The sequence below is a fragment of the Roseateles paludis genome (genome assembly GCF_039872745.1).
GTDB lineage: Bacteria > Pseudomonadota > Gammaproteobacteria > Burkholderiales > Burkholderiaceae_C > Pelomonas > Pelomonas paludis.
This window is the reverse complement of the sequence record NZ_JBDPZD010000006.1, coordinates 26084-48638: the sequence shown is the minus strand read 5'-3', so window position 1 is coordinate 48638 and position 22555 is coordinate 26084. Positions and strand designations below refer to the sequence as shown.

Here is a 22555-nt window from a genome sequence, read left to right as displayed (position 1 = left end):
GCGGGCTCAGGCGCTTTAGCTCAGCCGGTTAGAGCGACGGAATCATAATCCGCAGGTCCGGGGTTCGAATCCCTGAAGCGCCACCAAATCAAGAGAAGCCCAGCAGCGCAAGTTGCTGGGCTTTTTTCTTGGCCGAATTACGCCCGATCGCCGCGCCTCAGCTGAAAAGCGCAATGCTCCGCCACGTGCCGCCAGAAACGACAAAGCCCGCGTTGCTGCGGGCTTTGAATCGTCTGCTGCCAACGCGCGAGCGTTGCTGCTGAATATTGGTTGCGGGGGCAGGATTTGAACCTACGACCTTTGGGTTATGAGCCCAACGAGCTACCAGACTGCTCCACCCCGCGACTGAAGCTAGCAGTATACATCGATTTAGATGCGCCTTGGGCTATTCTTCGCTGGCGGGCGGGGCCGAATGGGCCCAGGCATGCAGGGCCTGGGCGACGTCGCCGACGCCGCGCTTGCTCAGTGCCGAGAACAACGAGATGCCGACGTCGGCCTCGTCGGTAGCCAGCACCCCGAGTTGGTCAGAGACGGCACGCAGCGATGCATCGGCCTCCTTGCGATTGAGCTTGTCGGCCTTGGTCAGCAGCACCAGGAACTTCACCGCGCCCGATCGCACGCGGGGCGCCACAAAGTCCAGCAACTGCAGATCCAGGTCCGTCAGCCCGAGGCGCGAATCCACCATCAGCACCACACCGGAGAGGCTGCGCCGCACCTCCAGGTAGTCGGCCATCACCTTTTGCCAGCGCAGCTTGGACTCGCGGTTGACCGCCGCGTAGCCGTAGCCGGGCAGGTCGGCAAACAGCGCGTCGGGCGCGTCTTTGGGGCCCAGCTCGAAGAGGTTGATGTGCTGCGTGCGCCCCGGCGTCTTGGACGCAAAGGCCAGGCGCTTGTGCTGCGCCAGGGTGTTGATGGCCGTAGATTTGCCGGCGTTGGAGCGGCCGACGAAGGCGATCTCCGGCAGCTCCGTCGCGGGCAATTGATCCAGTTGGCTGGCGGTCGTCAGGAAGCGCGCGGTGTGCGTCCAGGCCAGGGCGATCTTTTCGGGGTTCGCCGGGGGCGAGGAGGCATCGGTCATGAAGGGGTCCTGCTTGCTAGCCGGTCATTGTAAAATTCTGCGGTTGCGCCCAACGAAACCTAGAGCATCCATGAAGATTGTCGCTACTGTCTTGTCGAGCCTGCTGTTGGCCGTGTCGGCCTCCGCGAACGAACCCGCCGCAGCGGCCAAGCCTGATCTGGCCAAGGGCGCCAAGATTTCGTCCGACGTCTGCGCCGCCTGCCACACGGCGGACGGCTCGCGCGGCAGCCCGGCCAATCCCATCCTGCAAGGCCAGCACGCTGACTACCTCGTCAAGCAGCTGACCGAGTTCAAGTCCGGCAAGCGCAAGAACGCCGTGATGAACGGCATGGCTGCGCCGCTGAGCGAAGAAGACATCCGCAACGTCGCCGCCTTCTACGCCAGCAAGACCGCCAAGCCGGGCTTTGCCAAGAATAAGGACACGGTCCAGCTGGGCGAAAAGATCTACCGCGGCGGCATTGCTGACCGCGCCATCCCGGCCTGCGCCGCCTGCCACGGCCCGACGGGCGCTGGCATTCCCTCGCAGTACGCACGCATCGGTGGCCAGCATGGCGACTACATCGAAGCCCAGATGCTCGCCTTCCGCGCCGGTGGCCGCACCAACTCCGCCCCGATGACGGGCGTGGCCGCCAAGATGAACGACAAGGAGATCAAGGCCGTCTCCGACTACGTCGCCGGTCTTCGCTGATCCGCTGCCCACGCAGCCTCGCTGAACGAAGGCCGGTGCCCGCGCACCGGCCTTTTTTTGCGCCCCCGCTTCCATGACGGACGCCGCCCTCCCCACCGCACCTCCCTCCCGCTCCGCCGCGCGAGAGCTCTACGAGCTGCTCGCCTCGATGCGCTTTGCGATCAGCCTGCTGACGGTGATCTGCATCGCCTCCATGGTGGGCACGGTCGTGAAGCAGCACGAGCCCATGGGCAACTACGTCAACCAGTTCGGGCCTTTCTGGGCCGAGCTGTTTGGCCGGCTTGGGCTCTACACGGTCTACAGCGCACCGTGGTTCCTGCTGATCCTGGCCTTCCTGGTGCTCTCGACCAGCCTGTGCATTGCCCGCAACACGCCCAAGATCCTGGCTGACCTGCGCAGCTTCAAGGAGAACGTGCGCGAGCAGTCGCTGACGGCCCACCACCACAAGGCCATTGGCGATGTGCACAGCGCGCCGTCCCTCGCGCTGACCGAGTTCAGCAAGCTGCTGCAGCTGCGCGGCTGGAAGTTCCGCGTCCAGCGGCGCGACAACGGCATCATGATCGCGGCCCGCAAGGGCGCGGCCAACAAGATCGGCTACCTGGCCGCGCACTCGGCCATCGTGCTGGTCTGCGTGGGCGGTCTGCTCGATGGCGACCTGATGGTGCGCCTGGTGATGTGGGCCCAGGGCAAGCAGCCCTACTCGGGCTCAGGCCTGGTGTCGGATGTGCGACCTGAGCACCGGCTCGCAAGCAGCACGCCGGGGTTCCGGGCCAACGTCTTCGTGCCCGAGGGCCAGCGTGCGGCCACGGGCCTCATCACCCTGCCCAGCGGCGTCGTGCTGCAGGACCTGCCCTTCGAGATCGAGCTCAAGCAGTTCAAGGTCGAGTACTACAGCACCGGCATGCCCAAGAGCTTTGCCAGCGACATCGTGCTGCGCGACCTGGACGGCCACGGCGCCGAGCGCAAGGCCACGGTGCGCGTGAACGAGCCGGTGATCCATCGCGGCATTGCCATCTACCAAAGCAGCTTCGACGACGGCGGCTCCAAGCTCAAACTGCACGCCGTGCCGATGGATGCCGGGCAGGCGTTCGAACTCGAAGGCCGCGTGGGCGACAAGCAGCTTGTGGCCGCGCTGGGCGACCAGCAGCTTGAGATCGCCGGGCTGCGCGTGATCAATGTCGAGAACATGGGCGCCAACGAAGCGGCCGCCGAGCTCAAGCTCGGCGACCACCTCGGCAGCGGCGCCAAGGTCCGCACCAACAAGGACCTGCGCAATGTCGGCCCCTCGTTCAGCTACCGGCTGCGCGATGCGGCCGGCCAGGCGCGCGAGTACAACAACTACATGCTGCCGGTCGAGCTCGACGGCCAGCGCGTCTTCCTTGCCGGCATGCGCGAGTCCGCCGCCGAGGGCTTCCGCTACCTGCGCATGCCGGTGGACGAGAAGGACAGCCTCGATGGCTTCCTGAACCTGCGCCGCGCGCTGCTGGACCCTGCCGTGCGCCAGCGCGCTGCCGAGCGCTATGCCGCGCAAGGCACCCCGGCCGGCCGGACCGACATGCAGCCCCAACTGCTCGCCACCACGCAGCAAGTGCTCGGCCTCTTTGCCGGCGCCGTTGCGGACGCCGCTGCCCCAAGCGCCAAGGACCGCCCCCGCGGCCTGCCCGCGTTGTCGGACTTTGTCGAACGCAAGGTCCCCGAGGCCGAGCGCGCCAAGATGTCCGAGGTGCTGCTGCGCATCCTCAACGGCAGCCTCTTTGAGCTGCACAAGCTCGCGCGCGAAACCGCCGGCCTGCCGCCCCCCGCCACCGACGCAGCCACCCAAGCCTTCATGACCCAGTCGGTGCTGGCGCTGTCGGACAGCCTCTACTACCCCGCGCCCTACCTGCTGCAGCTCAGCAGCTTCGAGCAGGTCCAGGCCAGCGTCTTCCAGGTGGCCAGAGCCCCTGGGCAAAAGCTGGTCTATCTGGGCGCGGTGTTGCTGATCATCGGCGTCTTCGCCATGCTCTACATCCGCGAGCGTCGCCTCTGGATCTGGATCACCCCCAGCCCCAACGAAGCGGGTGGCAGCCTGGTGAGGCTCGCGCTCTCCACCACCCGCGACACCCCGGACAACGCCCTCGTGTTTGATGAACTGCGCCGCGCGGTGCTGCACGAAGACGAACGCGCGCACTGAGAAGGTCTAGGCCCCATGAACACCACCACCGCCTTCGCCCCGCCCCGCAGCCACCTGCTGCAGCGCCGCAGCCTGCTGGACTGGGGCTTTGCGGCCCTCGTGCTCGCCGGGGCTGGCTATGCCTTTGCCCGCTACGGCGCCGCGATGGACGACTATGAAAAAGGCATCCTCACCGCCGCCGTGCCCTCGCTGGTGCTGCTGGGGTGGTTCTGGGCGCCGCTGCGCGGGCTGACCCTGGCGGTGGGCGTTGCGGCGCTGGGCGCCATCGCGCTTTACAGCGGCCACCCCGGTGCCCATGGCGCCGACCTGGGCGCGGCCGAGAAGGTCTTCCTGCTCAAGTACATGCTCTCCAGCCAGAGCGCCATCCTCTGGATGAGCCTGTGCTTCTGGCTCAGCATGCTCTTTTACTGGGGCGGTTTCTTCACCCGCCAGGGGCAGCAAAGCGCTGCCGAGGCCATTGGCTCCAAGCTGGCCTGGGGCGGCGTCTTCATGGCGCTCGTGGGCACCATGGTGCGCTGGTTCGAGAGCCACCAGATGGGCCCCGACATCGGCCACATCCCCGTCAGCAATCTCTACGAGGTGTTCGTCCTCTTCTGCTGGCTGACCACGCTGTTCTACCTGTATTACGAGGCCCGCTTCCAGACGCGTGCGCTCGGCGCCTACGTGATGCTCGTCGTCAGCAGTGCGGTGGGCTTTTTGCTCTGGTACACGGTGGCGCGCGAGGCGCATGAGATCCAGCCCCTGGTGCCTGCGCTGCAAAGCTGGTGGATGAAGATCCACGTGCCGGCCAACTTCGTCGGCTACGGCAGTTTTGCGCTCGCGGCCATGGTGGCCCTGGCCTATTTGCTCAAGACCACGCCTGCGCGCTCGCTGTGGATCGGCCTGGTTGGCATGCCGCTGGGCATCGTCGCGCTGATCCTGGCGGTGCGCGTCGGCGCCACGCTGGACGCCGACACGGTCAACGGCCTCGATGCCTGGGCCCGCAAGATCGCCGGGGTCGGTGGCTTCCTCGCGCTCACCATCGTGCTGCGCAACCGCCTCACCGCCCGCCTGCCCGACCTCGTCCAGCTCGACGACCTGCTCTACAAGGCCATCGCCCTCGGCTTTGCCTTCTTCACCATCGCCACCATCCTCGGCGCCTTCTGGGCGGCCGATGCCTGGGGCGGCTACTGGAGCTGGGACCCCAAGGAGACCTGGGCCCTGATCGTCTGGCTCAACTACGCCGCCTGGCTGCACATGCGCCTGATGAAGGGCCTGCGTGGCCAGGTGTCGGCCTGGTGGGCCCTGGTCGGCCTGCTGGTGACGAGCTTCGCCTTCCTGGGCGTGAACATGTTCCTGTCGGGCCTGCACAGCTACGGCACGCTGTAAGGTCAGCCCCGGCTTGCGCGACCGACAGCGGTTGCCGATGGAGAGTCCCCCATGCTGATCCGCGTCCCTGCCGCTTTTGAACCCTCGCCCAGCGAGATCACGCCACGCCGGCTGTATCTCAACCGCCGTGATGCGCTTGCTGCCTTTGGCGCGCTTGGGTCGCTCGGCGCGACCTCCGCCCATGCGGGCGCCAAGCTCGCGGCCACGCGCTCCAGCGTGGCGGGCGCCGTGGTGATGGACAAGCTCACCACCCAGGCGGACGCCACCAGCTACAACAACTTCTACGAGTTCGGCACTGACAAAGCCGACCCCGCGCGCTATGCGCACACCCTCAAGCCCCGGCCCTGGAGCGTCGTCGTCGAGGGCGAGTGCGCCAAGCCCGGCCGCTTTGACCTGGAGGCCCTGCTCAAGCTCGCGCCCATGGAAGAGCGCATCTACCGCCTGCGCTGCGTCGAAGGCTGGAGCATGGTGATCCCCTGGGTCGGCTATTCGCTGTCCGAGCTGCTCAAGCGCGCCGAGCCCACCAGCAAGGCCAAGTACGTCGAGTTCACCAGCCTGGCCGACAAGTCGCAGATGCCCGGCGTGCGCTCGGGCGTGCTGGACTGGCCTTACGTCGAAGGCCTGCGCATCGACGAGGCCATGCACCCGCTGGCCATGCTGGTCTACGGCATGTACGGCGAGGTGCTGCCCAACCAGAACGGCGCGCCGCTGCGCCTGGCCGTGCCCTGGAAGTACGGCTTCAAGTCGGCCAAGAGCATCGTCAAGATCCGCTTCGTCGAGAAGGAGCCCGTCTCCAGCTGGACCAAGGCCGCGCAGCAGGAGTACGGCTTCTATTCCAACGTGAACCCGAATGTGAGCCACCCGCGCTGGAGCCAGGCCACCGAGCGCCGCATTGGCGAAGAAAGCGGCAGCGGCTTTGGCGCCCTGCTGGCCAGGCGCCGCCAGACGCTGATGTTCAACGGCTACGAGGCCCAGGTCGGGCAGCTCTACGCCGGCATGGACCTCAAGAAGAATTACTGAGGTGGCCAAGTCCTTGTGGCTGCACCCGGCCGCCAAGCCGGGGCTCTTCGTTGCGTGCCTCTTGCCCCTGGCCTGGCTCATCTACGCCATCGGCACCAACCAGCTCGGCGCCAACCCTGCCGAAGGCTTGATCCGCGGCCTGGGCGACTGGACGCTGCGCGCGCTCTGGCTCACGCTGGCCATCACGCCACTGCGCCAGCTCAGCGGCATTGCCGCGCTGGCGCGCTTCAGGCGCATGCTGGGCCTCTTCACGGCCCTTTATGCCAGCCTGCACCTGCTGGCCTACGCCTGGCTCGACCAGGGCTTTGACCTGCCCACCATCGCGGCCGACATCGCCAAGCGGCCCTTCATCTGGATGGGCTTCAGCGCCTGGGTGCTGATGCTGCCGCTGGCCGCCACCAGCTTCAACCGCGCCATCAAGGCCATGGGCGCCGCGCGCTGGCAGGCGCTGCACCGCCTGGTCTACGCGGCTGCCGTGATTGCCCTGCTGCACTTCATCTGGATGCGCGCCGGCAAGCACAACTTTGCCGAGCCGGCCGTGTATGGCGTGCTGCTCGCGGGGCTCTTGGGCTGGCGGGTCTGGAAAAAGACCCGGCGGGGATAATCGCGGGCTCAGGGCGACGCTGAACAAGTCCCTCGCAGCGCGCGCATCCTCGAGTTCGGGCGCTCTGCGTCGTTGCAAATGCTCGCGATACCTACGGGTATCGCTGCGCTTTGCGCCTAGCAGCCCATCCCGAATCGCGGCGCGCGCATTTGCGGGGACTTGTTCAGCGTCGCCTTTGCAACCCGCCATGCCTGCTCAAACTTCCTTCGACGTTGCCATCCTCGGCGGCGGCCCTGCGGGCTGCAGCGCGGCGTCGTGGCTGGCGCAGCTGGGGCTGTCGACGGTGCTGGTGGAGCGCGAGCCGCAGCTGTGCGCCGCGCTGCGGGCCTTGAGCTTCCGGCAGAACTGGGTGCTGGGCCAACCGGCCCGCGCGCTGGCTGACCTGGCCTTGCACTACGCGGCCCAGGTGGAGGCCACGCCCGGCGTCCTGTTGCGCCTCTCCAGCACGGCCGAATCGGCCCGCCACGCCGCCGGCGCCTGGACGCTGCAACTGGCCAGCGGCGAGCACCTGCAGACCCGCGCGCTGCTGGTGGCCACCGGCCTGCGGCTCTTGAAGCCAGCGCGCTACTTTGCGGTGCCGCACCCGCGCGTGTTGGACGCCAACGCGCTGACCGCCAAGCGCGACACCCTGCCGCCCGGCCGCGTGCTGCTGCTGGGCGCGGGCGACAACGCGGCCGAGAACGCGCTCTTCCTGGCCGAGCGAGGCTTTGACGTGACGCTCTGGGCGCGCGGCAGCTGGCGCGCGCAGACGCATCTCATCCAGCGCATCGAGGTCCACCCCCGTATCCAGCTGCGCCTGGCCACGCCGCTGCCCGACGGGTTGCGGCCCGACGACTCTGGCGTCACAGCCGGCGACGAGCGCTTCGAGTTTGTCGCCGCGCTGCTGGGCTTCGAGCCCGAGCCCTCGGCCTTTGACCTGCTCAGCGAGCACGACCGCCCGCATGCCTTTGTTGCCGGTGACGCCAGCGGGCGCTGGCATCCCTGCGTGCAGACGGCGCTGGCCGACGGCGTCCAGGCCGCCAAGCTCATCGAGCAGGCCTTGCGGCCCGAAGGCCCGACCGCCGCGCCGCAGCGCTTCAACAACCGCCAGGTCATCCACCTGCAGGGTCTGCGCTTCAAGGCCAACCTCGGCATCCTCGACTTCGAGCGAGACGGCCCGCAGCCCATCCAGGTCGATGCCGAGGTCAACCTTGGCGCGCTGCCCATCGTCGCGCGCGACGCCGACATCGGCCGCGTGCTGGACTACCGCCGCATCCGCGCCGCCATCATCGACGAGTGCACCACCGAGCACACCGACCTCGTCGAGGCCCTGGTGGGCAAACTCAGCAACCGCCTGATGAGCCTGACCGGCGTCGTCGGCGTGCGCGTGAAGCTGACCAAGCTTGAAATCTTTCCCGACTGCGAAGTCGCTGTGAGCTCCGAAACCGGAGAGTGGTAACCGATATGAACGACGCCGTCGCCCTCGACCCCGAACAAGCCGCCGCCGACAAAAAGGCCGCGCACGAGATCAACAAGCTGTCCAAGCGCCTGCACCGCCAGGTCGGCCAGGCCGTGACCGACTTCAACATGATTGAAGAAGGCGACAAGGTCATGGTCTGCCTCTCAGGCGGCAAGGACAGCTTTGCCATGCTCGACATCCTGCTCAATCTGCAGCAGCGCGCGCCCATCAAGTTCGAGCTGGTGGCCGTCAACCTCGACCAGAAGCAGCCCGGCTTCCCCGAGGACGTGCTGCCGGGCTACCTGAAGAGCCGCGGCGTGCCCTTCCACATCGAGGAGCAGGACACCTACTCCGTCGTGAAGCGCGTCATCCCCGAGGGCAAGACCACCTGCGGCCTGTGCTCGCGCCTGCGCCGGGGCATCCTCTACCGCGTGGCCCAGCAGCTTGGCGCCACCAAGATCGCCCTCGGCCACCACCGCGACGACATCGTCACCACGCTCTTCCTCAACATGTTCTTCGGCAGCCGCATGAAGGGCATGCCACCCAAGCTCGTCAGCGACGACGGCAAGAACGTCGTCATCCGCCCCCTGGCCTACGTGAAAGAGCCCGACCTCGTCCGCTGGGCCGAGCACCGCCAGTTCCCGATCATTCCCTGCAACCTCTGCGGCAGCCAGGAGAACCTCCAGCGCGTGCAGGTCAAGGCCATGATCAACGAGTGGGAGCGCCGCTACCCCGGCCGCATCGACAACATCTTCACCGCCATGGGCAGCATCGTCACGTCCCACATGATGGACAAGGCCCTGTTCCCCTTCGAGACCATCAAGGCCACCGGCGTGGCCGATGCTGGCGGGGACATTGCGTTTGACGACGACGAGAGCTGCGAGACGCCGCAGCCCAGCTCGGTCATCCGCCTGATGCGCGAAGAGGACTGACGCGGCCTGACCCCGCCAATCCGCAGTTCGTCGCGTGGCGGGTGCGCGCCAGAGCCTGCCCGCCTAGAGTCCGGCCGTCTTCAACTCCTCGGTGGCCCCGCGCCCCAACGGCCATGAACCTGCCCCGCCTCAGCTCCCTCGCCCTCATCGCCACCGCCGCCGTGCTGGCCACCGGCTGCGTCTTCGCCCCGCCCTCGTCCTACCAACAAGACGTCGCGGGCGACGTGGCCAAGATGAGCGAGAAGGCCATTGCCACCTGCGGTGCCGGCAATGTGCGTGAGGTGAACGCCAAGAGCTTCACCTGCAAGTAAGCAGCGCCAGCATGCGGCTCGGCGTACTGGCTGCACTGGCCGCCTCACTGGTGGCTTGCAGCGCCGAACCGCCGGCCGACGACGTGGCCAAGACCACCTGCCTGCCCGTCATCGGTGTCTACCCCTCGTGGGCGCAGGAGGCGCTGCCGCTTGCCAAGGTGCGCTGGGACCGCCTCAGCCACCTCGGCCTGGTCTTTGCGCTGCCTAAGGCAGACGGCAGCCTCGACACCTCGGCGCTGGACGCGCTCGTCGGCCCCGCTGTCAGCGCCGCCCGCGCCCAGGGCGTGAAGGTGGCCGTGGCCATCGGCGGCGCACGGGGCTATGGCGATGCCTTCCAGCGCATTGCCGCCTCTGACGAGCGCCTGGCGCGCTTCACTGGCGAGGTGGCCCAGTGGGTACAGCGCCAAGGCATCGACGGCGTGGACATCGACTGGGAGTACTGGACCCGTCAGGCCCGCCAACATCAGGGCGGCAATGACCCCGTCGAGAGCCGCCAGCTCGTGCGCCTGCTGGCCGCCTTGCGGGCCGCGCTGCCGGCGTCAGTGCAGCTCAGCGCCTCGGTCTTTGCCGGGCCCTGGATCGGGCCGCAATACCTGCCCGAGATCCAGCAGCACGTCGACTTCGTCAACCTCATGGCCTTCGACTTCACCGGCCGCTGGGACAGCTCGCCCGTCGGCCACCACGCTGACTTCGACACCTTCCAGCTAGCCGTGCAGGACCTGCAGCAGCGCGGCTTTGCGCGCCACAAGATCGTGGCCGGCATCCCCTTCTACGGCAAACGCTTTGCCGACGGCCGCAACCGCGAGGTGCAGGACCTGCCCTACCGCGCCCTGCTGCCCTCGCTGCACGCACGCCAAGTGCCGCTGGAGCGCGGCGTGCTCGATGACACCTACTTCGAGACACCCGGCCTCGTCGCCCGCAAGGCCCAGTTCGCACGCCGCCAGGGCCTGGGCGGGTTGATGCTCTTTGAGCTGAGCATGGACAGCCCTGACGACCCCGAGACCAGCCTGCTGGACGCCGCCACGCGCGGCCAGCAGCCGGCCCGCTGCGCCAAACCCACCGTGGCGGCACCGCAACCCTGAGCGGCTGCGTTGCCTACGCCACCTCGGCGTCAGCCCCTAGACGGCTCAGGGCCAGCCTGCCAGCAATGCTGCGGCAAACTTGGCGCCTCAAGATGCCCCGGGGGCCATCCCCCATCGCTGTTCGGAGGTCTGCCATGTCCACCACCCGTCGTTCTGCCCTCATCGGCCTCACGGCCATCGCTGCTGCGGCGCTCTCGGCCTGCAGCGGCCCCTACCACCTGTCGGCCGACGCCAAGTCCTTTGGCCAGTGGCCCGAAGGCCGCGCCGCCGGCACCTATGCCTTTGACCGCCTGCCCTCGCAGCAGGGCAACAAGCGCCAGGACGAGCTCGAAGCCGCCGCCCGCGCCGCGCTTGAAAAGGCCGGCTTCAAGCCCGCGGCCGACACCAAGAGCGCCGACATACTCGTCTCGCTCGGCGCCCGCATCAGCGCCTACGACCCTGCCCCCTGGAACGACCCGCTGTGGTGGCGCTGGCGCGGCAGCCTGATGGCCTGGCGCTATGTCGGCCCCTATCGCGCCGGCTGGCGTGACCCCTTCTGGGACGTGCGCTACGAACGCGCCGTGGCCGTGCTGCTGCGCGACCGCGCCAGCGGCGAGGCGCTGTACGAAGCCCATGCCAGCAACGATGGCCTGTCCAGCGGCGACGGCGCCTTGATCGGCGCCCTCTTTGAAGCCGCGCTTGCGGAATTCCCGAAATCCAACCCTGAGTCGCACCGCGTCACGATCCAGGTACCCCGTTGACCACGTTCGGCGCCTGAGCGCTGCCCATAATCCCGACTTTGCTTTTCTAAGAAGCTGAGTCGTAATGGCGCTGAACATCGTGATCATGGCTGCGGGCAAGGGCACCCGCATGAAGTCGGCCACCCCCAAGGTGCTGCACAAGCTGGCCGGGCGCCCGCTGCTGTCGCACGTGCTGGGCAGTTGTGAGGCCTTCACGGCCGACGCGCGCATCGTCATCACCGGGCACGGGGCGGATCAAGTCGAGGCCACGGTGGCTGCCCCGGGCATCAGCTTCGTGCGTCAGATGCCCCAGCTCGGCACCGGCCACGCCATCCAGCAGGTGGTGCCCGCGCTGGTTGGCGAAGGCACGACGCTCATCCTCAATGGTGACGTCCCGCTGATCGAGACCTCCACCGCCAAGGCGCTGATCGAGGCCTGTGCCGGCGCGGCGCTGGTGCTGCTCACCGTCGATCTCTTCGACCCCACCGGCTACGGCCGCATCATTCGCGACCCCGAGGACGGCGGCGTGCTCGCCATCGTCGAGCACAAGGACGCGAGCCCTGAACAGCGCCTCATCCACGAGGGCTACAGCGGCATGATGGCCGCCCCCACCGGCGCGCTCAAGCGTTGGGTTGGCGCGCTCACCAACCACAACGCCCAGGGCGAGTACTACCTGACCGACATCGTCGCCATGGCCGTGGCCGAAGGCCTGCCCGTGCTCGGCATCAAGGCCCACTCCGAGACCGAAGTGCTCGGCGTCAACGACCCCGTGCAGCTCGCCCAACTCGAGCGCGCCTTCCAGGCCCAGCAGGCTGACCGCCTGATGCGTGCCGGCCTGCGCCTCGCCGACCCCTCCCGCTTCGACCTGCGCGGCAGCCTGACCCACGGGCAGGACTGCGAGGTTGACGTCAACTGCGTGTTTGAAGGCCATGTCGAGTTGGGCGACAACGTCCGCATCGGCGCCCACTGCGTGATCCGCAACGCCCGCATCGCCAGCGGCGCCCGCATCCACGAGTTCACCCACATCGACGGCGAGAAGGCCGGCGCCAGCGTCGGCGAGGGCGCCCTCGTCGGCCCCTTCGCTCGCCTGCGCCCCGGCGCCCAGCTCGGCGCCGAGGTCCACATCGGCAACTTCGTCGAGGTCAAGAACTCCACCCTCGCCGCTGGCGCCAAGGCCAACCACCTGGCCTACCTGGGCGACGCCACCGTGGGCGAGCGCGTCAACTACGGCGCCGGCTCCATCACCGCCAACTACGACGGTGCCAACAAGCACCGCACCGAAATCGGCCCCGACGTCCACGTCGGCTCCAACTGCGTGCTCATCGCCCCGGTCACCATTGGCGCGGGCGCCACCATCGGCGGCGGCTCCACCATCACCAAGCCCGTCGGTGCCGGCGAGCTGGCAGTGGCCCGGGGCAAGCAGGTGGCCATCAGCGGTTGGACGCGGCCCGCCAAGAAGCGCTGAGCAATACCGCCCCCAGCGCCAACACGCCCAGCCCTACCAGGGCACCCGTCTTCACATAGACCAGGCTGGCCCACAGCACATAGGCGCTGCAGGCACAAAACAGCAGGGGCAGCCAGGGGTAGAGCGGCACTTTGAAGGGCCGCTCGGCGCCCGGCTCCTTGCGACGCAGCACCATCAAGGCCGCGCCGCTCAGCAGCAGGAAGCCCCAATACACCGGCGACAGGTAGTCCACCATCGTCGAGAAGCCCCCGCGTGTGAAGTCGCCCAAGGCCACCAGCAGCAGGGCCACGGCCGAGGTGGCGAGCATCGCGCCGGTAGGGCTGCCGCGCGTGGCGTCCCAGCGACCGAGGTGCCAGGCCCGGTCCAGATCACGCACAGCGGCGTAGGTGGTGCGCGGGCCGGCGATGAGGATGGCATTCATCACCGCCACGGCGGCGAAGGACACGCCCGCCACCATCAGGAGTTCGGCCTCGGGACCGAGTACAACGCGCATCAGCTCGGCCGCCGGCGCCTCGCTGCGTGCAAGGCCGGCGAGGCCCAGCACGCGCACATAGGCCCAGTTGGCCAACAGGTAGACGCCCATCACAAGACCGAGGCCCCAAAGCAGCGCACGCAGCACGCCGCGCCGTTCATCGCGCAGCTCGGCCGAGAGCGTGGCGGCATCGCTCCAGCCCCCGTAGGCCAGGAAGACGAACACCATCGCCTGGCCCCAGTCCACTGCCGTGGTGGCCGCCCGCGCGTCCAGCGCCGGCTGCCCCGCCACCGCGTGCATGCCGGCCGCCGTGCCAAGGCTGAGCAGCGCGCCCAGCACCAGCACCGTCAAACCCAGCTGCGTGCCCAGGCCCACACGCACGCCCAGGCACTGCAAGCCCGTCAGCGCCACGATGAGCCCCGCCGCCAGCGCGCTGCTCGCGTGCTGGCCGAGCCAGGGCGACAGGTCCACCACCGTGGCGAGATAGTCGCCAAACACAAAGCCCAGCAAGGCCATCGAGCCCGTGTGGATGACCGCAAAGCGCGACCAGGCAAATAGGAAACCCACCCGGTCACCAAAGGCACGGCGCAGGAAGTGATAGTCGCCACCGGCGTCCGGGAAGGCCGCCGCCAGCTCGGCAAAGCACAGCGCCCCCACAAAGGACAGCACACCGCCCAGCACCCAGGCCATGTAGAGCTGCCAAGCATCGGGCAAGGCCTGCGCCACCATCGGCGCGGTCTTGAAGATGCCCGCCCCCACCACCATGCCCACGCACAGCGCCACGCCGTGGCGGACGTCGAGGTGACGTTGGGGGGTCGCGTTCATCGGCCGGATGCTATCGACAACGTTGGCAGCCCCACGGAGCCGGCCCGCGCGTGACGAATTCACGCACGGGCGTTGGGATGGGGGGACGAAACCCTCAAGTACCCACCCTTACCATCCAGGCTCGCCTTCGCAAAGCGCTGAACATGGCCCTCGATCTGGATCTTTTCGACTTTTCGCCCGACGCCTTCGTCACCGATGGCGCCGTGCCGGCGCGGATTGAGCAGGCCGAAGCGCAGCAAACCGACAACGCCCGCCGCCGCGCGCTGGAGCTGCAAGCCCAGGCCTGCAACAACGCCGCCGACGCCTGCTGGTACCTGGCCCGCAGCCTCGGCGCCGCCCGTGACTTGCCGCCCGGCGAGGCGAGCATGGAACTGCTCTTCCAGCTCATCGGCGCCCTGGCCGACCTGCCGGCCGAGATTGCCTCCGCCCCCCTCCCCGAAGTCATCGGCGGCCGCGACGACGGCATTGCTGAGCTCTGCCACCAACTCGAAGCCGCCCGCGAGTCCGCCGAGGATGCGCTGATCGAGGCCAAGTTGGCAGCGCCGAGGGCGATGCTGGCGCATTGAGGGTGTGGTCCGGGTAGATCAACCCGTATCACACACCCCGGAACTTGTCATTCGACAAACTGGTTGCCCGCTTGTCGAAGCACATTACCGCAAGGGCTAGCTCAATACGCACGCTTGTTCCAATGGTGCGGATAGTTGGTCTTGATGTACGAGAGGAACTCCAAACCATGTTGAGTTACGGAGTACTCACGTGCACTCTCAGGTCCAGCCACTGCGACGACGCCAAAGTTGACCAAGAACGCTACGTACTCCCATAGCGGATAGTCTGCGCTACCAACCTTTTGTTGGTGCTCTTCATGAAACCTGACGAGCAACGTCAGGGTCGCTGGGTCCCCACGACGCGCAGCGAGGAACTCCAACAGCTCAATTTGAGTTCCATAAATTCGAGCGAACAACTTCTCTGAGTTGTAGGCAAAGAGCACACGTTTGTACTCAAGGACGGTCTGCGCGGGATTGTTCCTTACGTAGGCAACCGCTGCTGGAGCAAGTGGATCGCCAGCAAGCTCTGGAGGCAATTGCTGTACTTGAGCCGGTTGCGGCTCAGGCAATTGAGCAGAGGCTTCTGCTGCTTTTGCTAGGCCGTCCTCTGTCACGCCAGCAGAATCAGATTGCCTCTCGGGAGGCACAGCCTTGAACTCTTGACCAAAGATGTTGCCCTCAACAAGTCGCTTGAGGAAGTCGTCAATAGCGCTCCGAAACCTTGTAATCAGAACAAACGCGATCACGAGTGAAATGGGTGGCCAACTCAAGAGCACCTTGAGGTACTCCAACAAGAGATGCCAATCAGCTGTGCACATGTGACCGCTCCTTCGTGTTGCGCGGGCCAACTTGAGATCGTTCACGATCTAGCGAACGTCGGTTCAAGCGCGAGCCCCGACGCAGCGAGATCGTAGAAGTGTCGTCGGCACCCGTGCCTCCCCGCCACTGGCGATCGCGCCGAGCGCGGCGGTCCACGTCCACCCGCCCCTCAGACACTCCCCGCCCTCCCCCACACCACCTCCGCAATCCCCGCTGTGTCCCCCAACGACACCACCGGCAGCGGGCAGTCCTCCAACACCGCATCACTCGCCACCGCCGCAATCCCCGGCCACTCGGGCCAGAGGGGTGGGGCTCCGTGGGCGGGGCGGAAGACTTCGAGTTTGGGGAAGTCGCCGCCCTTGAAGCCTTCGACGAGCACGAGGTCGCAGTGCTGGAGGCGGGAGAGCAGGTAGGGCAGCTCGGGCTCGGGGTCGCCGCGCAGTTCGTGCATCAGGGCCCAGCGGGTGCGGCCGAGCAGGAGCACCTCCTGGCAGCCGGCCTCGCGCAGGCGGTAGCTGTCTTTGCCGGGGCGGTCGACCTCGATGTCCTTGTGCGAGTGCTTGATGAGCGAAACGCGCAGGCCCTGGGCGGTGAAGTGCGGAACCAGGCGCTCCAGCAGCGTGGTCTTGCCCATGCCGGAACGGCCGGCGATTCCCATGACTTTCATGGTCTGGATCTTCGCTGAACCACGCGGTGGTAGCGTGGCGGCCCTCAATGTTTGCGGAGCGCGCAATGAAAGCCATCTGGATGGGCGTGACCATCGCCGAGAGCGACGACACGGTGCTGGTGGAAGGCAACCACTACTTTCCGCCCGAGTCGCTGAAGCGCGAGTACACGAGCTTCAGCAACCACCGCACCAGCTGCATCTGGAAGGGCCAGGCCCATTACATGAGCCTCTTTGTGAACGGTGAGCTGAACCCGGATGCGGTGTGGTTCTACCCGGAGCCGAACGCGGCGGCGGCCGAGATCAAGGGCCGTGTGGCGTTTGGCAAGGGCGTGCAGATCACGGAGTGATCTGCACCTCCATCTCAGTGGCTGGCCCCGGTGCTGGCTGAGGCGGCGGAGGCCGGTGTCGTGGGCGGCAGTTCCACCTGGCCGGCCTTCTCGGCCCCAATGGGCTGGGCGATGGGCGGCAGGGTGTGGGCGATGCCCTTGTGGCAGTCGATGCAGGTCTGGCCTGCCGTGAAGGCGACCTGGTGGCGGGTGGACGCGCGGCGGTTCTGCTCGGCGTAGTCCATGTAGTTGAAGTTGTGACAGTTGCGGCACTCGTGGCTGTCGGTGCGCTTCATGCGGTCCCACTCGTGCTGTGCCAGCTCGGCGCGCTTGGCGTTGAACTTCTCGGGCGTGTCGATGCTGCCGAGGATCTTGTGCAGCACTTCGTTGCTCGCCTGGATCTTGCGGATCATCTTGGGGCCCCACTCCTTGGGCACGTGGCAGTCGGGGCAGGTGGCGCGCACGCCGGTGCGGTTCTGGTAGTGGATGGTGTTGCGGTACTCCTGGAAGACGTTCTGCTCCATCTCATGGCAGGAGATGCAGAAGGCCTCGCGGTTGGTCCACTCCATGGCGGTGTTGAAGCCGCCCCAGAAGATGATGCCGCCGACGAATGCGATGGAGAGGATCCAGAACTGCCGGGTGTGGGCGAAAGCCCAGAGGCGTTTCACCAGCGTCTTCATTGCATCCCCTTGGCGCGCTCGAAGGTGTTGGGCACCAGCGGCTTGGCATCGCTCTGCGGCACATGGCACTGGGTGCAGAAGTAGCGGCGGGGGCTGACCTTGTCGAGCTCGACACCATCACGGCTCTTGAAGTGCGTGACGCTGATCTTGGTGGCGCCGCTCTCCTTGGTCTTTTGCCAGGCGTGGCAGTCGAGGCACTTGTTGAAGTTCTTGGTGATCTGGTAGCCGCTGATGGTGTGCGGGATCAGCGGGGGCTGCTGCACGAAGTCGCGCTCACTGACGGGGTGGTCGCGCTCCTGGCGGAAGTTGCCGGGCGGGTTGTCCTGGTTGAGCGGCGTGCCATTGCGCAGGCCCTCCAGCTTGACGGGGGCGGCTGCGGGCTTGTCAGCCGCACGGGCCTGGTCGATGCCGACGGCAAAGAGGCCAAGGGCCAGCAGCACGGGGGCGAGTCTCTTGAGCAGCGTGGGGAAGTTCATGGGTCAGTCCCTCTGGGTATCGAAGCGATGGGTGAAGCGCAGCACGTCGGTGGGGCAGACATCGACGCAGCGCGCACAAGCGGTGCACTCACGGGCGGTGATGACGGGGCCAGCCCCGCCTTTGGCCTTGATCGGGGCCACAAGCACTTGCGGCTCGGGGCAGACGGCGTAGCAGTCGCCGCAATCGTCGCAGCGGCTGCTGTGGGTGGCGGCCACGCGCAGCAGCGGCTTGCTGCCCAGCAGCGCATAGGCGGCGCCCATGGGGCAGACATGGCCGCACCAGCCGCGCGGCGCGACAAACAGGTCAAACAGGAACACGGCGGCCAGCAGCACCCAGGCGAAGGACCCGCCAAAAATGAGCGCGCGCTGCGTGAGCGTGACGGGGTTGACGGCCTCCCAGACCATCTGGCCGGTGAGCGCACTGACCAGCAGCACAGCGCCCAGCAGCCAGTAGCGCAGGCTACGCGGCGGCGTGCGGCCGCCCGTGAGCTTGAAGCGGCGGCGCAACCACGAGGCAGCGTCGGTGGCGGCATTGACCGGGCAGACCCAGCCACAGTACGCGCGGCCCGCGACGAAAACATAGAAGACCAGCACGATGGCAACGCCGATGAGCGCCGCCCGCTCGGGCCAGTGCCCGCTGACCACCGACTGGGCCAACACAAAGGGGTCGGTCAGCGGCAACACGCCGAGCGTGAGGCTGCTGGCCAGGTTGCCCTTGACGACCCAGACCCCCGCCCAGGGCCCCAGCAGAAAGAGCGCGAACACGGTGAGCTGGCTGAGCCGGCGCGCGGCCAGCCAGCGCCAGCGGGCGGGGCGCTTGGCTTGCACGGTGCCAAGCACGGCGGACGCGGTAGCGGCGCTCGTCATGGCGCGCCTCCGTGGCTGGGTGCCGAGGCGGCAGCATCGCCGTACGCAGCGTTCGGGTAGGCCGCCTGGCCGCCACGCAAGGGGGCCACATCGCCACCGCCCTGGGGCAGGCGCTGCACGGGCAGGTCGAACTGCGGCTGGGCTTCGCGCTGGGGCGCTTCCCAGCCCTTGCGATAGTGGTGGCCCAGCTCGCCCTGCGCCAGCTCGCGCGGCAGCACCTTGATGGCGGCCTGCTCCAGCACACAGCTCTTCTCGCACTTGCCGCAGCCGGTGCAGGCGTCGGCGTGCACGGTGGGCAGCAGCATGGCGTGGCGGTCAGAGCGCGGGTTGCTGACCTTCTCCAGCGTGATGGCCTGGTCGATGACCGGGCAGACGCGGTAGCAGACGTCGCAGCGCAGGCCCAGGAAGTTGAGGCAGCTCTCGTGGTCGATCAGCACCGCGAGGCCCATGCGGGCGTCCTCGATCTTGGTGAGCTGCGGGTCCAGCGCGCCGGTGGGGCAGGCCTTGACGCAAGGCACGCTCTCGCACATCTCGCAGGGGATGTCGCGGGCCACGAAGTAAGGCGTGCCCACCGCCACATCGGCCGCCAGGCCATCGCCCCAGCGGCTGAGCTTGAGGTTTTGCGGCGGGCAGTCGCGCACGCACAGCCCACAGCGCACGCAGGCGGCGAGGAAGTCGGCTTCATCAGCGCGTGCCCCTGGGGGACGCAGCGCCTGCGCCGGGCGGGCCTGCGCCGGGTGCGCGACCACGGCCGCACCGCCAGCCAAGAGGCCAGCCGTGCAGGCGGTCGAAGCACCTTGCAGCAGTTCCCGACGGCTCAAGCTCATCACCAGTTGTCCTTGCTTGCCAACCTAGTGCCTTACCCAGCGGCACCCATGGAACCGGCTTTGCCGGGCCATCGGGTGCGCCCCCTTGAGGGGGAGGCGCGAAGCGCTTCGGGGGTGGTCCTTGTCATGCCTTCACGACCTTCACGGCGCACTTCTTGAAGTCCGTCTCCTTGGAGATCGGGCAGGTGGCGTCCAGCGTGAGCTTGTTGACCAGGCGGCCTTCGTCAAAGAAGGGCACGAAGACGAGGCCGCGTGGCACCTTGTTGCGGCCCTTGGTTTCGACCTGGCAGGTGATCTCGCCACGGCGCGAAGCGACCTTGACCTTCATGCCGCGCTGCAGGTTGCGGGCCTTGGCGTCGTCGGGGTGCATGAAGAGCAGGGCCTCAGGCACGGCGCGGTGCAGCTCGGGCACACGGCGCGTCATGGTGCCGGTGTGCCAGTGCTCCAGCACGCGGCCGGTGCACAGCCAGAGGTCGAAGTCCTTGTCGGGGCTCTCGGCGGCGGGCTGGTAGGGCAGCGCAAAGACCACGGCGCGGCCATCCTTGTGGCCATAGAACTTCACGCCCTCGCCCTTCTTGACGTAGGGGTCATAGCCCTCACGGAAGCGCCACAGCGTCTCCTTGCCGTCCACCACGGGCCAGCGCAGGCCGCGAGCCTCGTGATAAACGTCGAAGGGGGCCAGATCGTGCCCGTGACCACGGCCAAATTCGGCGTACTCCTCGAAGAGGCCCTTCTGCACGTAGAAGCCAAAGGCCTTGGACTCGTCGTTGCTGTAGCCGGGGATGTACTTGGCATTGACCTTGGTGAGGTCGGCCGTCTGGAACTTGTTGACCTTGCCGTTCTTGTAGAGCACGTCGAACAGGGTCTTGCCCTTGAACTCGGGCTTCTTGGCCAGCAGCTCGGCAGGCCAGACCTCTTCCATCTTGAAGCGCTTGCTGAACTCCATGAACTGCCAGAGGTCGCTGCGGGCCTGGCCGGGGGCCGAGACCTGCTGGCGCCAGAACTGGGTGCGGCGCTCGGCATTGCCGAAGGCGCCTTCCTTCTCGACCCACATGGCGCTGGGCAGGATCAGGTCGGCCGCCATGGCGCTGGCATTGGGGTAGACGTCGCTGACCACCACAAAGGCCGCCGGGTTGCGCCAGCCGGGCAGGATCTCGCCGTTGATGTTCGGCCCGGCCTGCATGTTGTTGTTGGTGGTGTTCCAGTAGCACTTGAGCTTGCCGTCCTTGAGCGCGCGCGACATGGCCACGGCGTGCAGGCCGATCTTGTCGGGGATGGTGCCGTCGGGCAGGCCCCAGATCTCTTCGGTGTGCTTGCGGTGCTCGGGGTTGGTGACGACCATGTCGGCCGGCAGGCGGTGGGCAAAGGTGCCCACCTCGCGCGCGGTGCCGCAGGCGCTGGGCTGGCCGGTCAGGCTGAAGGGGCTGTTGCCGGGCGAGCTGATCTTGCCGGTGAGCAGGTGGATGTTGTAGACGAGGTTGTTGGCCCAGGTGCCGCGTGTGTGCTGGTTGAAGCCCATGGTCCAGAAGGACATGACCTTGACCTTGGGGTCGGCGTAGAGCTTGGCCAGGTCTTCCAGCTGCTTGACGGGCACACCCGACAGCTCGCTCACCTTCTCGGCCGTGTACTCGGAGACGAACTTGGCGTACTCGTCAAAGCTGATGGGCGTGGCGTCGTTGGGGCTGCCCTTCGGTCTACCGTCGGTCCCTGGGTAGCCATTGCTTTTCGCGTCCTTCTCCAGCTCGTGACCAGGGCGCAGGCCGTAGCCGATGTCGGTCTCGCCCTTCTTGAAGTTGCAGTTCTTCTTGATGAACTCCTGGTTCACCTTGCCGTTCTTGATGATGTAGTGGGCAATGAAGTTGAGGATGGCCAGGTCGGTCTGCGGCTTGAAGACCATGGGGATGTCGGCCAGGTCGAAGCTGCGGTGCTCGTACGTGGAGAGCACGGCCACCTTGGTCTCGGGGTGCGAGAGGCGGCGGTCCGTCACGCGCGTCCAGAGGATGGGGTGCATCTCGGCCATGTTGCTGCCCCAGAGCACGAAGGCGTCGGCCTGCTCGATGTCGTCGTAGCAGCCCATGGGCTCGTCAATGCCGAAGGTGCGCATGAAGCCGGTGACGGCACTGGCCATGCAGTGGCGGGCGTTGGGGTCGAGGTTGTTGGAGCGGAAACCGGCCTTCCAGAGCTTGCTGGCGGCATAGCCTTCAAACACCGTCCACTGCCCGGAGCCGAACATCGCGACGCTGGCGGGGCCGGTCTCCTTGAGCGCGGTCTTCCACTTGCTGGCCATGATGTCGAAGGCCTCGTCCCAGCTGACGGGGGTGAACTCGCCGTCCTTGTCATAGACCCCGTTCTTCTTGCGCAGCAGCGGGGTGGTCAGGCGGTCCTGCCCGTACATGATCTTGGACAGGAAGTAGCCCTTGATGCAGTTGAGGCCGCGGTTGACCGGGGCCTCGGGGTCGCCCTGGGTGGCCACGACCTTGTCGTTCTGCACGCCCACGACGACCGAGCAGCCGGTGCCGCAGAAGCGGCAAGGCGCCTTGTCCCAGCGCACGCCGGTGTCGGCGGCGGCAGGCGCTGCGTGGACCGCAACCGGCAGGCCAGCGGCAGCCGTGGCGGCGGCGGCAGCCTGGGTCTTCAAGAAGTCGCGGCGGCTGTTGCTGCTGCTGTCGCGATCACTGGTGGGCAACGTTGCGTCCATGGGAGGCATCCTGAACAAAAGGGGAAAACGATGGAGCTTGGCAGGCCATGGCGCACCGCGCCATGAACCAGTTCAAGACGGGATGGGGGCGGCGAGCGGGGCCGCAGAAGACGCCGTAGAGGCGGGGCGGGCAGCGGACGTGTCGAGCGTGTTCAGCTCATGCCGCCAGTCGGTCGCCTCAGAGTGAGGACTGGGGGAGTCAGGCCCCGAGTACTCATAGACCAGGGTGGTGGACCACAGCTCGGGCCACTGGGCCAGGTCGCCCAGGCAGGCGGCGGCGGACCGGTCGGGTTGGTCTTCAAGGACCAGGACAAGCCGCCCATCACCCGGGTTGGCCACCAGATCGAGGCCAGGCAGCGCATTCAAGCGCGGCAGCACGGCGGCCAGATGTTGAGGATGGGTGCGTACAACGACCCCGAGAACCGACATGTCGAGACTCCCTTGCCAGGACGACGCCAGTGTCGGCAAGCGTGGG

General features: G+C 67.2%; 23 protein-coding genes, 2 tRNA genes and 1 pseudogene. 15 read left to right on the top strand and 11 right to left on the bottom strand.

The window, feature by feature from the left end:
* The first annotated feature begins 9 nt into the window (after window positions 1-9).
* A tRNA-Met gene (locus ABDJ85_RS17145) sits at window positions 10-86 on the top strand.
* Window positions 87-267: 181 nt separating this feature from the next.
* On the opposite strand, the gene ABDJ85_RS17140 is transcribed toward ABDJ85_RS17145, so the two are convergent.
* Window positions 268-344 (bottom strand) — tRNA-Met (locus tag ABDJ85_RS17140).
* 41 nt (window positions 345-385) lie between these two features.
* On the bottom strand, window positions 386-1078 hold the full coding sequence (yihA, locus tag ABDJ85_RS17135) for a ribosome biogenesis GTP-binding protein YihA/YsxC (protein WP_347706014.1): 693 nt from the start codon (window positions 1076-1078) through the stop codon (window positions 386-388).
* Between the two features lie 70 nt (window positions 1079-1148).
* Between yihA and ABDJ85_RS17130 the strand changes: the two genes are divergently transcribed.
* The 12 genes and pseudogenes from ABDJ85_RS17130 (at window position 1149) to glmU (ending at window position 12878) form a co-directional block, all read left to right on the top strand.
* Window positions 1149-1766: a c-type cytochrome gene (locus ABDJ85_RS17130; RefSeq protein ID WP_347706013.1), complete on the top strand. Its 618-nt coding sequence runs from the start codon at window positions 1149-1151 to the stop codon at window positions 1764-1766.
* A gap of 73 nt (window positions 1767-1839) precedes the next feature.
* Entirely contained in the window at window positions 1840-3939 is a 2100-nt protein-coding gene (locus ABDJ85_RS17125; RefSeq protein ID WP_347706012.1) for a cytochrome c biogenesis protein ResB, read from the top strand.
* A gap of 15 nt (window positions 3940-3954) precedes the next feature.
* Complete coding sequence (ccsB, locus tag ABDJ85_RS17120; RefSeq protein WP_347706011.1) at window positions 3955-5307, top strand: c-type cytochrome biogenesis protein CcsB; 1353 nt, start codon at window positions 3955-3957, stop codon at window positions 5305-5307.
* 51 nt (window positions 5308-5358) lie between these two features.
* Window positions 5359-6327, top strand: coding sequence for a protein-methionine-sulfoxide reductase catalytic subunit MsrP (msrP, locus tag ABDJ85_RS17115; RefSeq protein WP_347706010.1), 969 nt, complete (start codon window positions 5359-5361; stop codon window positions 6325-6327).
* Window positions 6320-6931 carry a protein-methionine-sulfoxide reductase heme-binding subunit MsrQ gene (msrQ, locus tag ABDJ85_RS17110; protein WP_430765567.1) on the top strand — a complete coding sequence of 204 codons (612 nt, stop codon included), beginning with the start codon at window positions 6320-6322 and terminating at the stop codon, window positions 6929-6931. The genes msrP and msrQ overlap by 8 nt, the downstream gene beginning before the upstream one ends.
* A pseudogene (locus ABDJ85_RS17105) lies at window positions 6870-7658 on the top strand (FAD-dependent oxidoreductase); the annotation flags it as partial. The gene msrQ and the pseudogene ABDJ85_RS17105, both read left to right, overlap by 62 nt.
* Window positions 7659-7970: 312 nt before the next feature.
* Window positions 7971-8369 carry a dihydroneopterin aldolase gene (locus ABDJ85_RS17100; RefSeq protein ID WP_347706215.1) on the top strand — a complete coding sequence of 133 codons (399 nt, stop codon included), beginning with the start codon at window positions 7971-7973 and terminating at the stop codon, window positions 8367-8369.
* A 5-nt stretch (window positions 8370-8374) separates the two neighbouring features.
* The gene (ttcA, locus tag ABDJ85_RS17095; protein ID WP_347706008.1) at window positions 8375-9301 is read left to right on the top strand and encodes a tRNA 2-thiocytidine(32) synthetase TtcA; all 927 of its coding nucleotides are present in this window, start codon (window positions 8375-8377) and stop codon (window positions 9299-9301) included.
* 113 nt (window positions 9302-9414) lie between these two features.
* Complete coding sequence (locus ABDJ85_RS17090) at window positions 9415-9612, top strand: hypothetical protein (RefSeq protein ID WP_347706007.1); 198 nt, start codon at window positions 9415-9417, stop codon at window positions 9610-9612.
* An 11-nt stretch (window positions 9613-9623) separates the two neighbouring features.
* The gene (locus tag ABDJ85_RS17085; RefSeq protein ID WP_347706006.1) at window positions 9624-10694 is read left to right on the top strand and encodes a glycoside hydrolase family 18 protein; all 1071 of its coding nucleotides are present in this window, start codon (window positions 9624-9626) and stop codon (window positions 10692-10694) included.
* A gap of 134 nt (window positions 10695-10828) precedes the next feature.
* Window positions 10829-11434, top strand: a complete 606-nt coding sequence (locus ABDJ85_RS17080) for a DUF4136 domain-containing protein (protein ID WP_347706005.1) — start codon at window positions 10829-10831, stop codon at window positions 11432-11434.
* Window positions 11435-11498: 64 nt separating this feature from the next.
* On the top strand, window positions 11499-12878 hold the full coding sequence (gene glmU / locus ABDJ85_RS17075) for a bifunctional UDP-N-acetylglucosamine diphosphorylase/glucosamine-1-phosphate N-acetyltransferase GlmU (RefSeq protein WP_347706004.1): 1380 nt from the start codon (window positions 11499-11501) through the stop codon (window positions 12876-12878).
* Here the strand turns inward: glmU and ABDJ85_RS17070 are convergent.
* Window positions 12844-14175 carry an APC family permease gene (locus ABDJ85_RS17070; protein WP_347706003.1) on the bottom strand — a complete coding sequence of 444 codons (1332 nt, stop codon included), beginning with the start codon at window positions 14173-14175 and terminating at the stop codon, window positions 12844-12846. The genes glmU and ABDJ85_RS17070 overlap by 35 nt on opposite strands.
* A 143-nt stretch (window positions 14176-14318) precedes the next feature.
* On the opposite strand from ABDJ85_RS17070, the gene ABDJ85_RS17065 reads away from it, so the two are divergent.
* A complete protein-coding gene (locus ABDJ85_RS17065; protein ID WP_347706002.1) occupies window positions 14319-14741 on the top strand; it encodes a hypothetical protein in 423 nt (140 codons plus the stop codon).
* Between the two features lie 101 nt (window positions 14742-14842).
* Here ABDJ85_RS17065 and ABDJ85_RS17060 read toward each other — a convergent pair whose 3' ends face one another.
* The gene (locus tag ABDJ85_RS17060) at window positions 14843-15538 is read right to left on the bottom strand and encodes a hypothetical protein (protein WP_347706001.1); all 696 of its coding nucleotides are present in this window, start codon (window positions 15536-15538) and stop codon (window positions 14843-14845) included.
* Window positions 15539-15708: 170 nt separating this feature from the next.
* Window positions 15709-16206, bottom strand: coding sequence for a molybdopterin-guanine dinucleotide biosynthesis protein B (gene mobB / locus ABDJ85_RS17055; protein WP_347706000.1), 498 nt, complete (start codon window positions 16204-16206; stop codon window positions 15709-15711).
* Window positions 16207-16271: 65 nt separating this feature from the next.
* Here mobB and ABDJ85_RS17050 point away from each other — a divergent pair, with 65 nt between their 5' ends.
* Complete coding sequence (locus ABDJ85_RS17050) at window positions 16272-16553, top strand: DUF427 domain-containing protein (protein ID WP_347705999.1); 282 nt, start codon at window positions 16272-16274, stop codon at window positions 16551-16553.
* A 14-nt stretch (window positions 16554-16567) separates the two neighbouring features.
* Here the strand turns inward: ABDJ85_RS17050 and ABDJ85_RS17045 are convergent, their stop codons facing one another.
* The 6 genes from ABDJ85_RS17045 to ABDJ85_RS17020 form a co-directional block, all read right to left on the bottom strand.
* On the bottom strand, window positions 16568-17212 hold the full coding sequence (locus ABDJ85_RS17045; RefSeq protein WP_430765565.1) for a NapC/NirT family cytochrome c: 645 nt from the start codon (window positions 17210-17212) through the stop codon (window positions 16568-16570).
* Window positions 17209-17688: a nitrate reductase cytochrome c-type subunit gene (locus ABDJ85_RS17040; RefSeq protein WP_347705997.1), complete on the bottom strand. Its 480-nt coding sequence runs from the start codon at window positions 17686-17688 to the stop codon at window positions 17209-17211. The genes ABDJ85_RS17045 and ABDJ85_RS17040 overlap by 4 nt, the downstream gene beginning before the upstream one ends.
* 3 nt (window positions 17689-17691) lie before the next feature.
* The gene (gene napH / locus ABDJ85_RS17035) at window positions 17692-18555 is read right to left on the bottom strand and encodes a quinol dehydrogenase ferredoxin subunit NapH (RefSeq protein WP_347705996.1); all 864 of its coding nucleotides are present in this window, start codon (window positions 18553-18555) and stop codon (window positions 17692-17694) included.
* Window positions 18552-19382: a ferredoxin-type protein NapG gene (gene napG / locus ABDJ85_RS17030; RefSeq protein WP_347705995.1), complete on the bottom strand. Its 831-nt coding sequence runs from the start codon at window positions 19380-19382 to the stop codon at window positions 18552-18554. Before napG ends, napH begins: the two co-directional genes overlap by 4 nt.
* Before the next feature lie 124 nt (window positions 19383-19506).
* Window positions 19507-22080: a nitrate reductase catalytic subunit NapA gene (gene napA / locus ABDJ85_RS17025; RefSeq protein WP_347705994.1), complete on the bottom strand. Its 2574-nt coding sequence runs from the start codon at window positions 22078-22080 to the stop codon at window positions 19507-19509.
* Window positions 22081-22152: 72 nt separating this feature from the next.
* Window positions 22153-22509, bottom strand: a complete 357-nt coding sequence (locus ABDJ85_RS17020; RefSeq protein ID WP_347705993.1) for a chaperone NapD — start codon at window positions 22507-22509, stop codon at window positions 22153-22155.
* Window positions 22510-22555 lie beyond the last annotated feature (46 nt).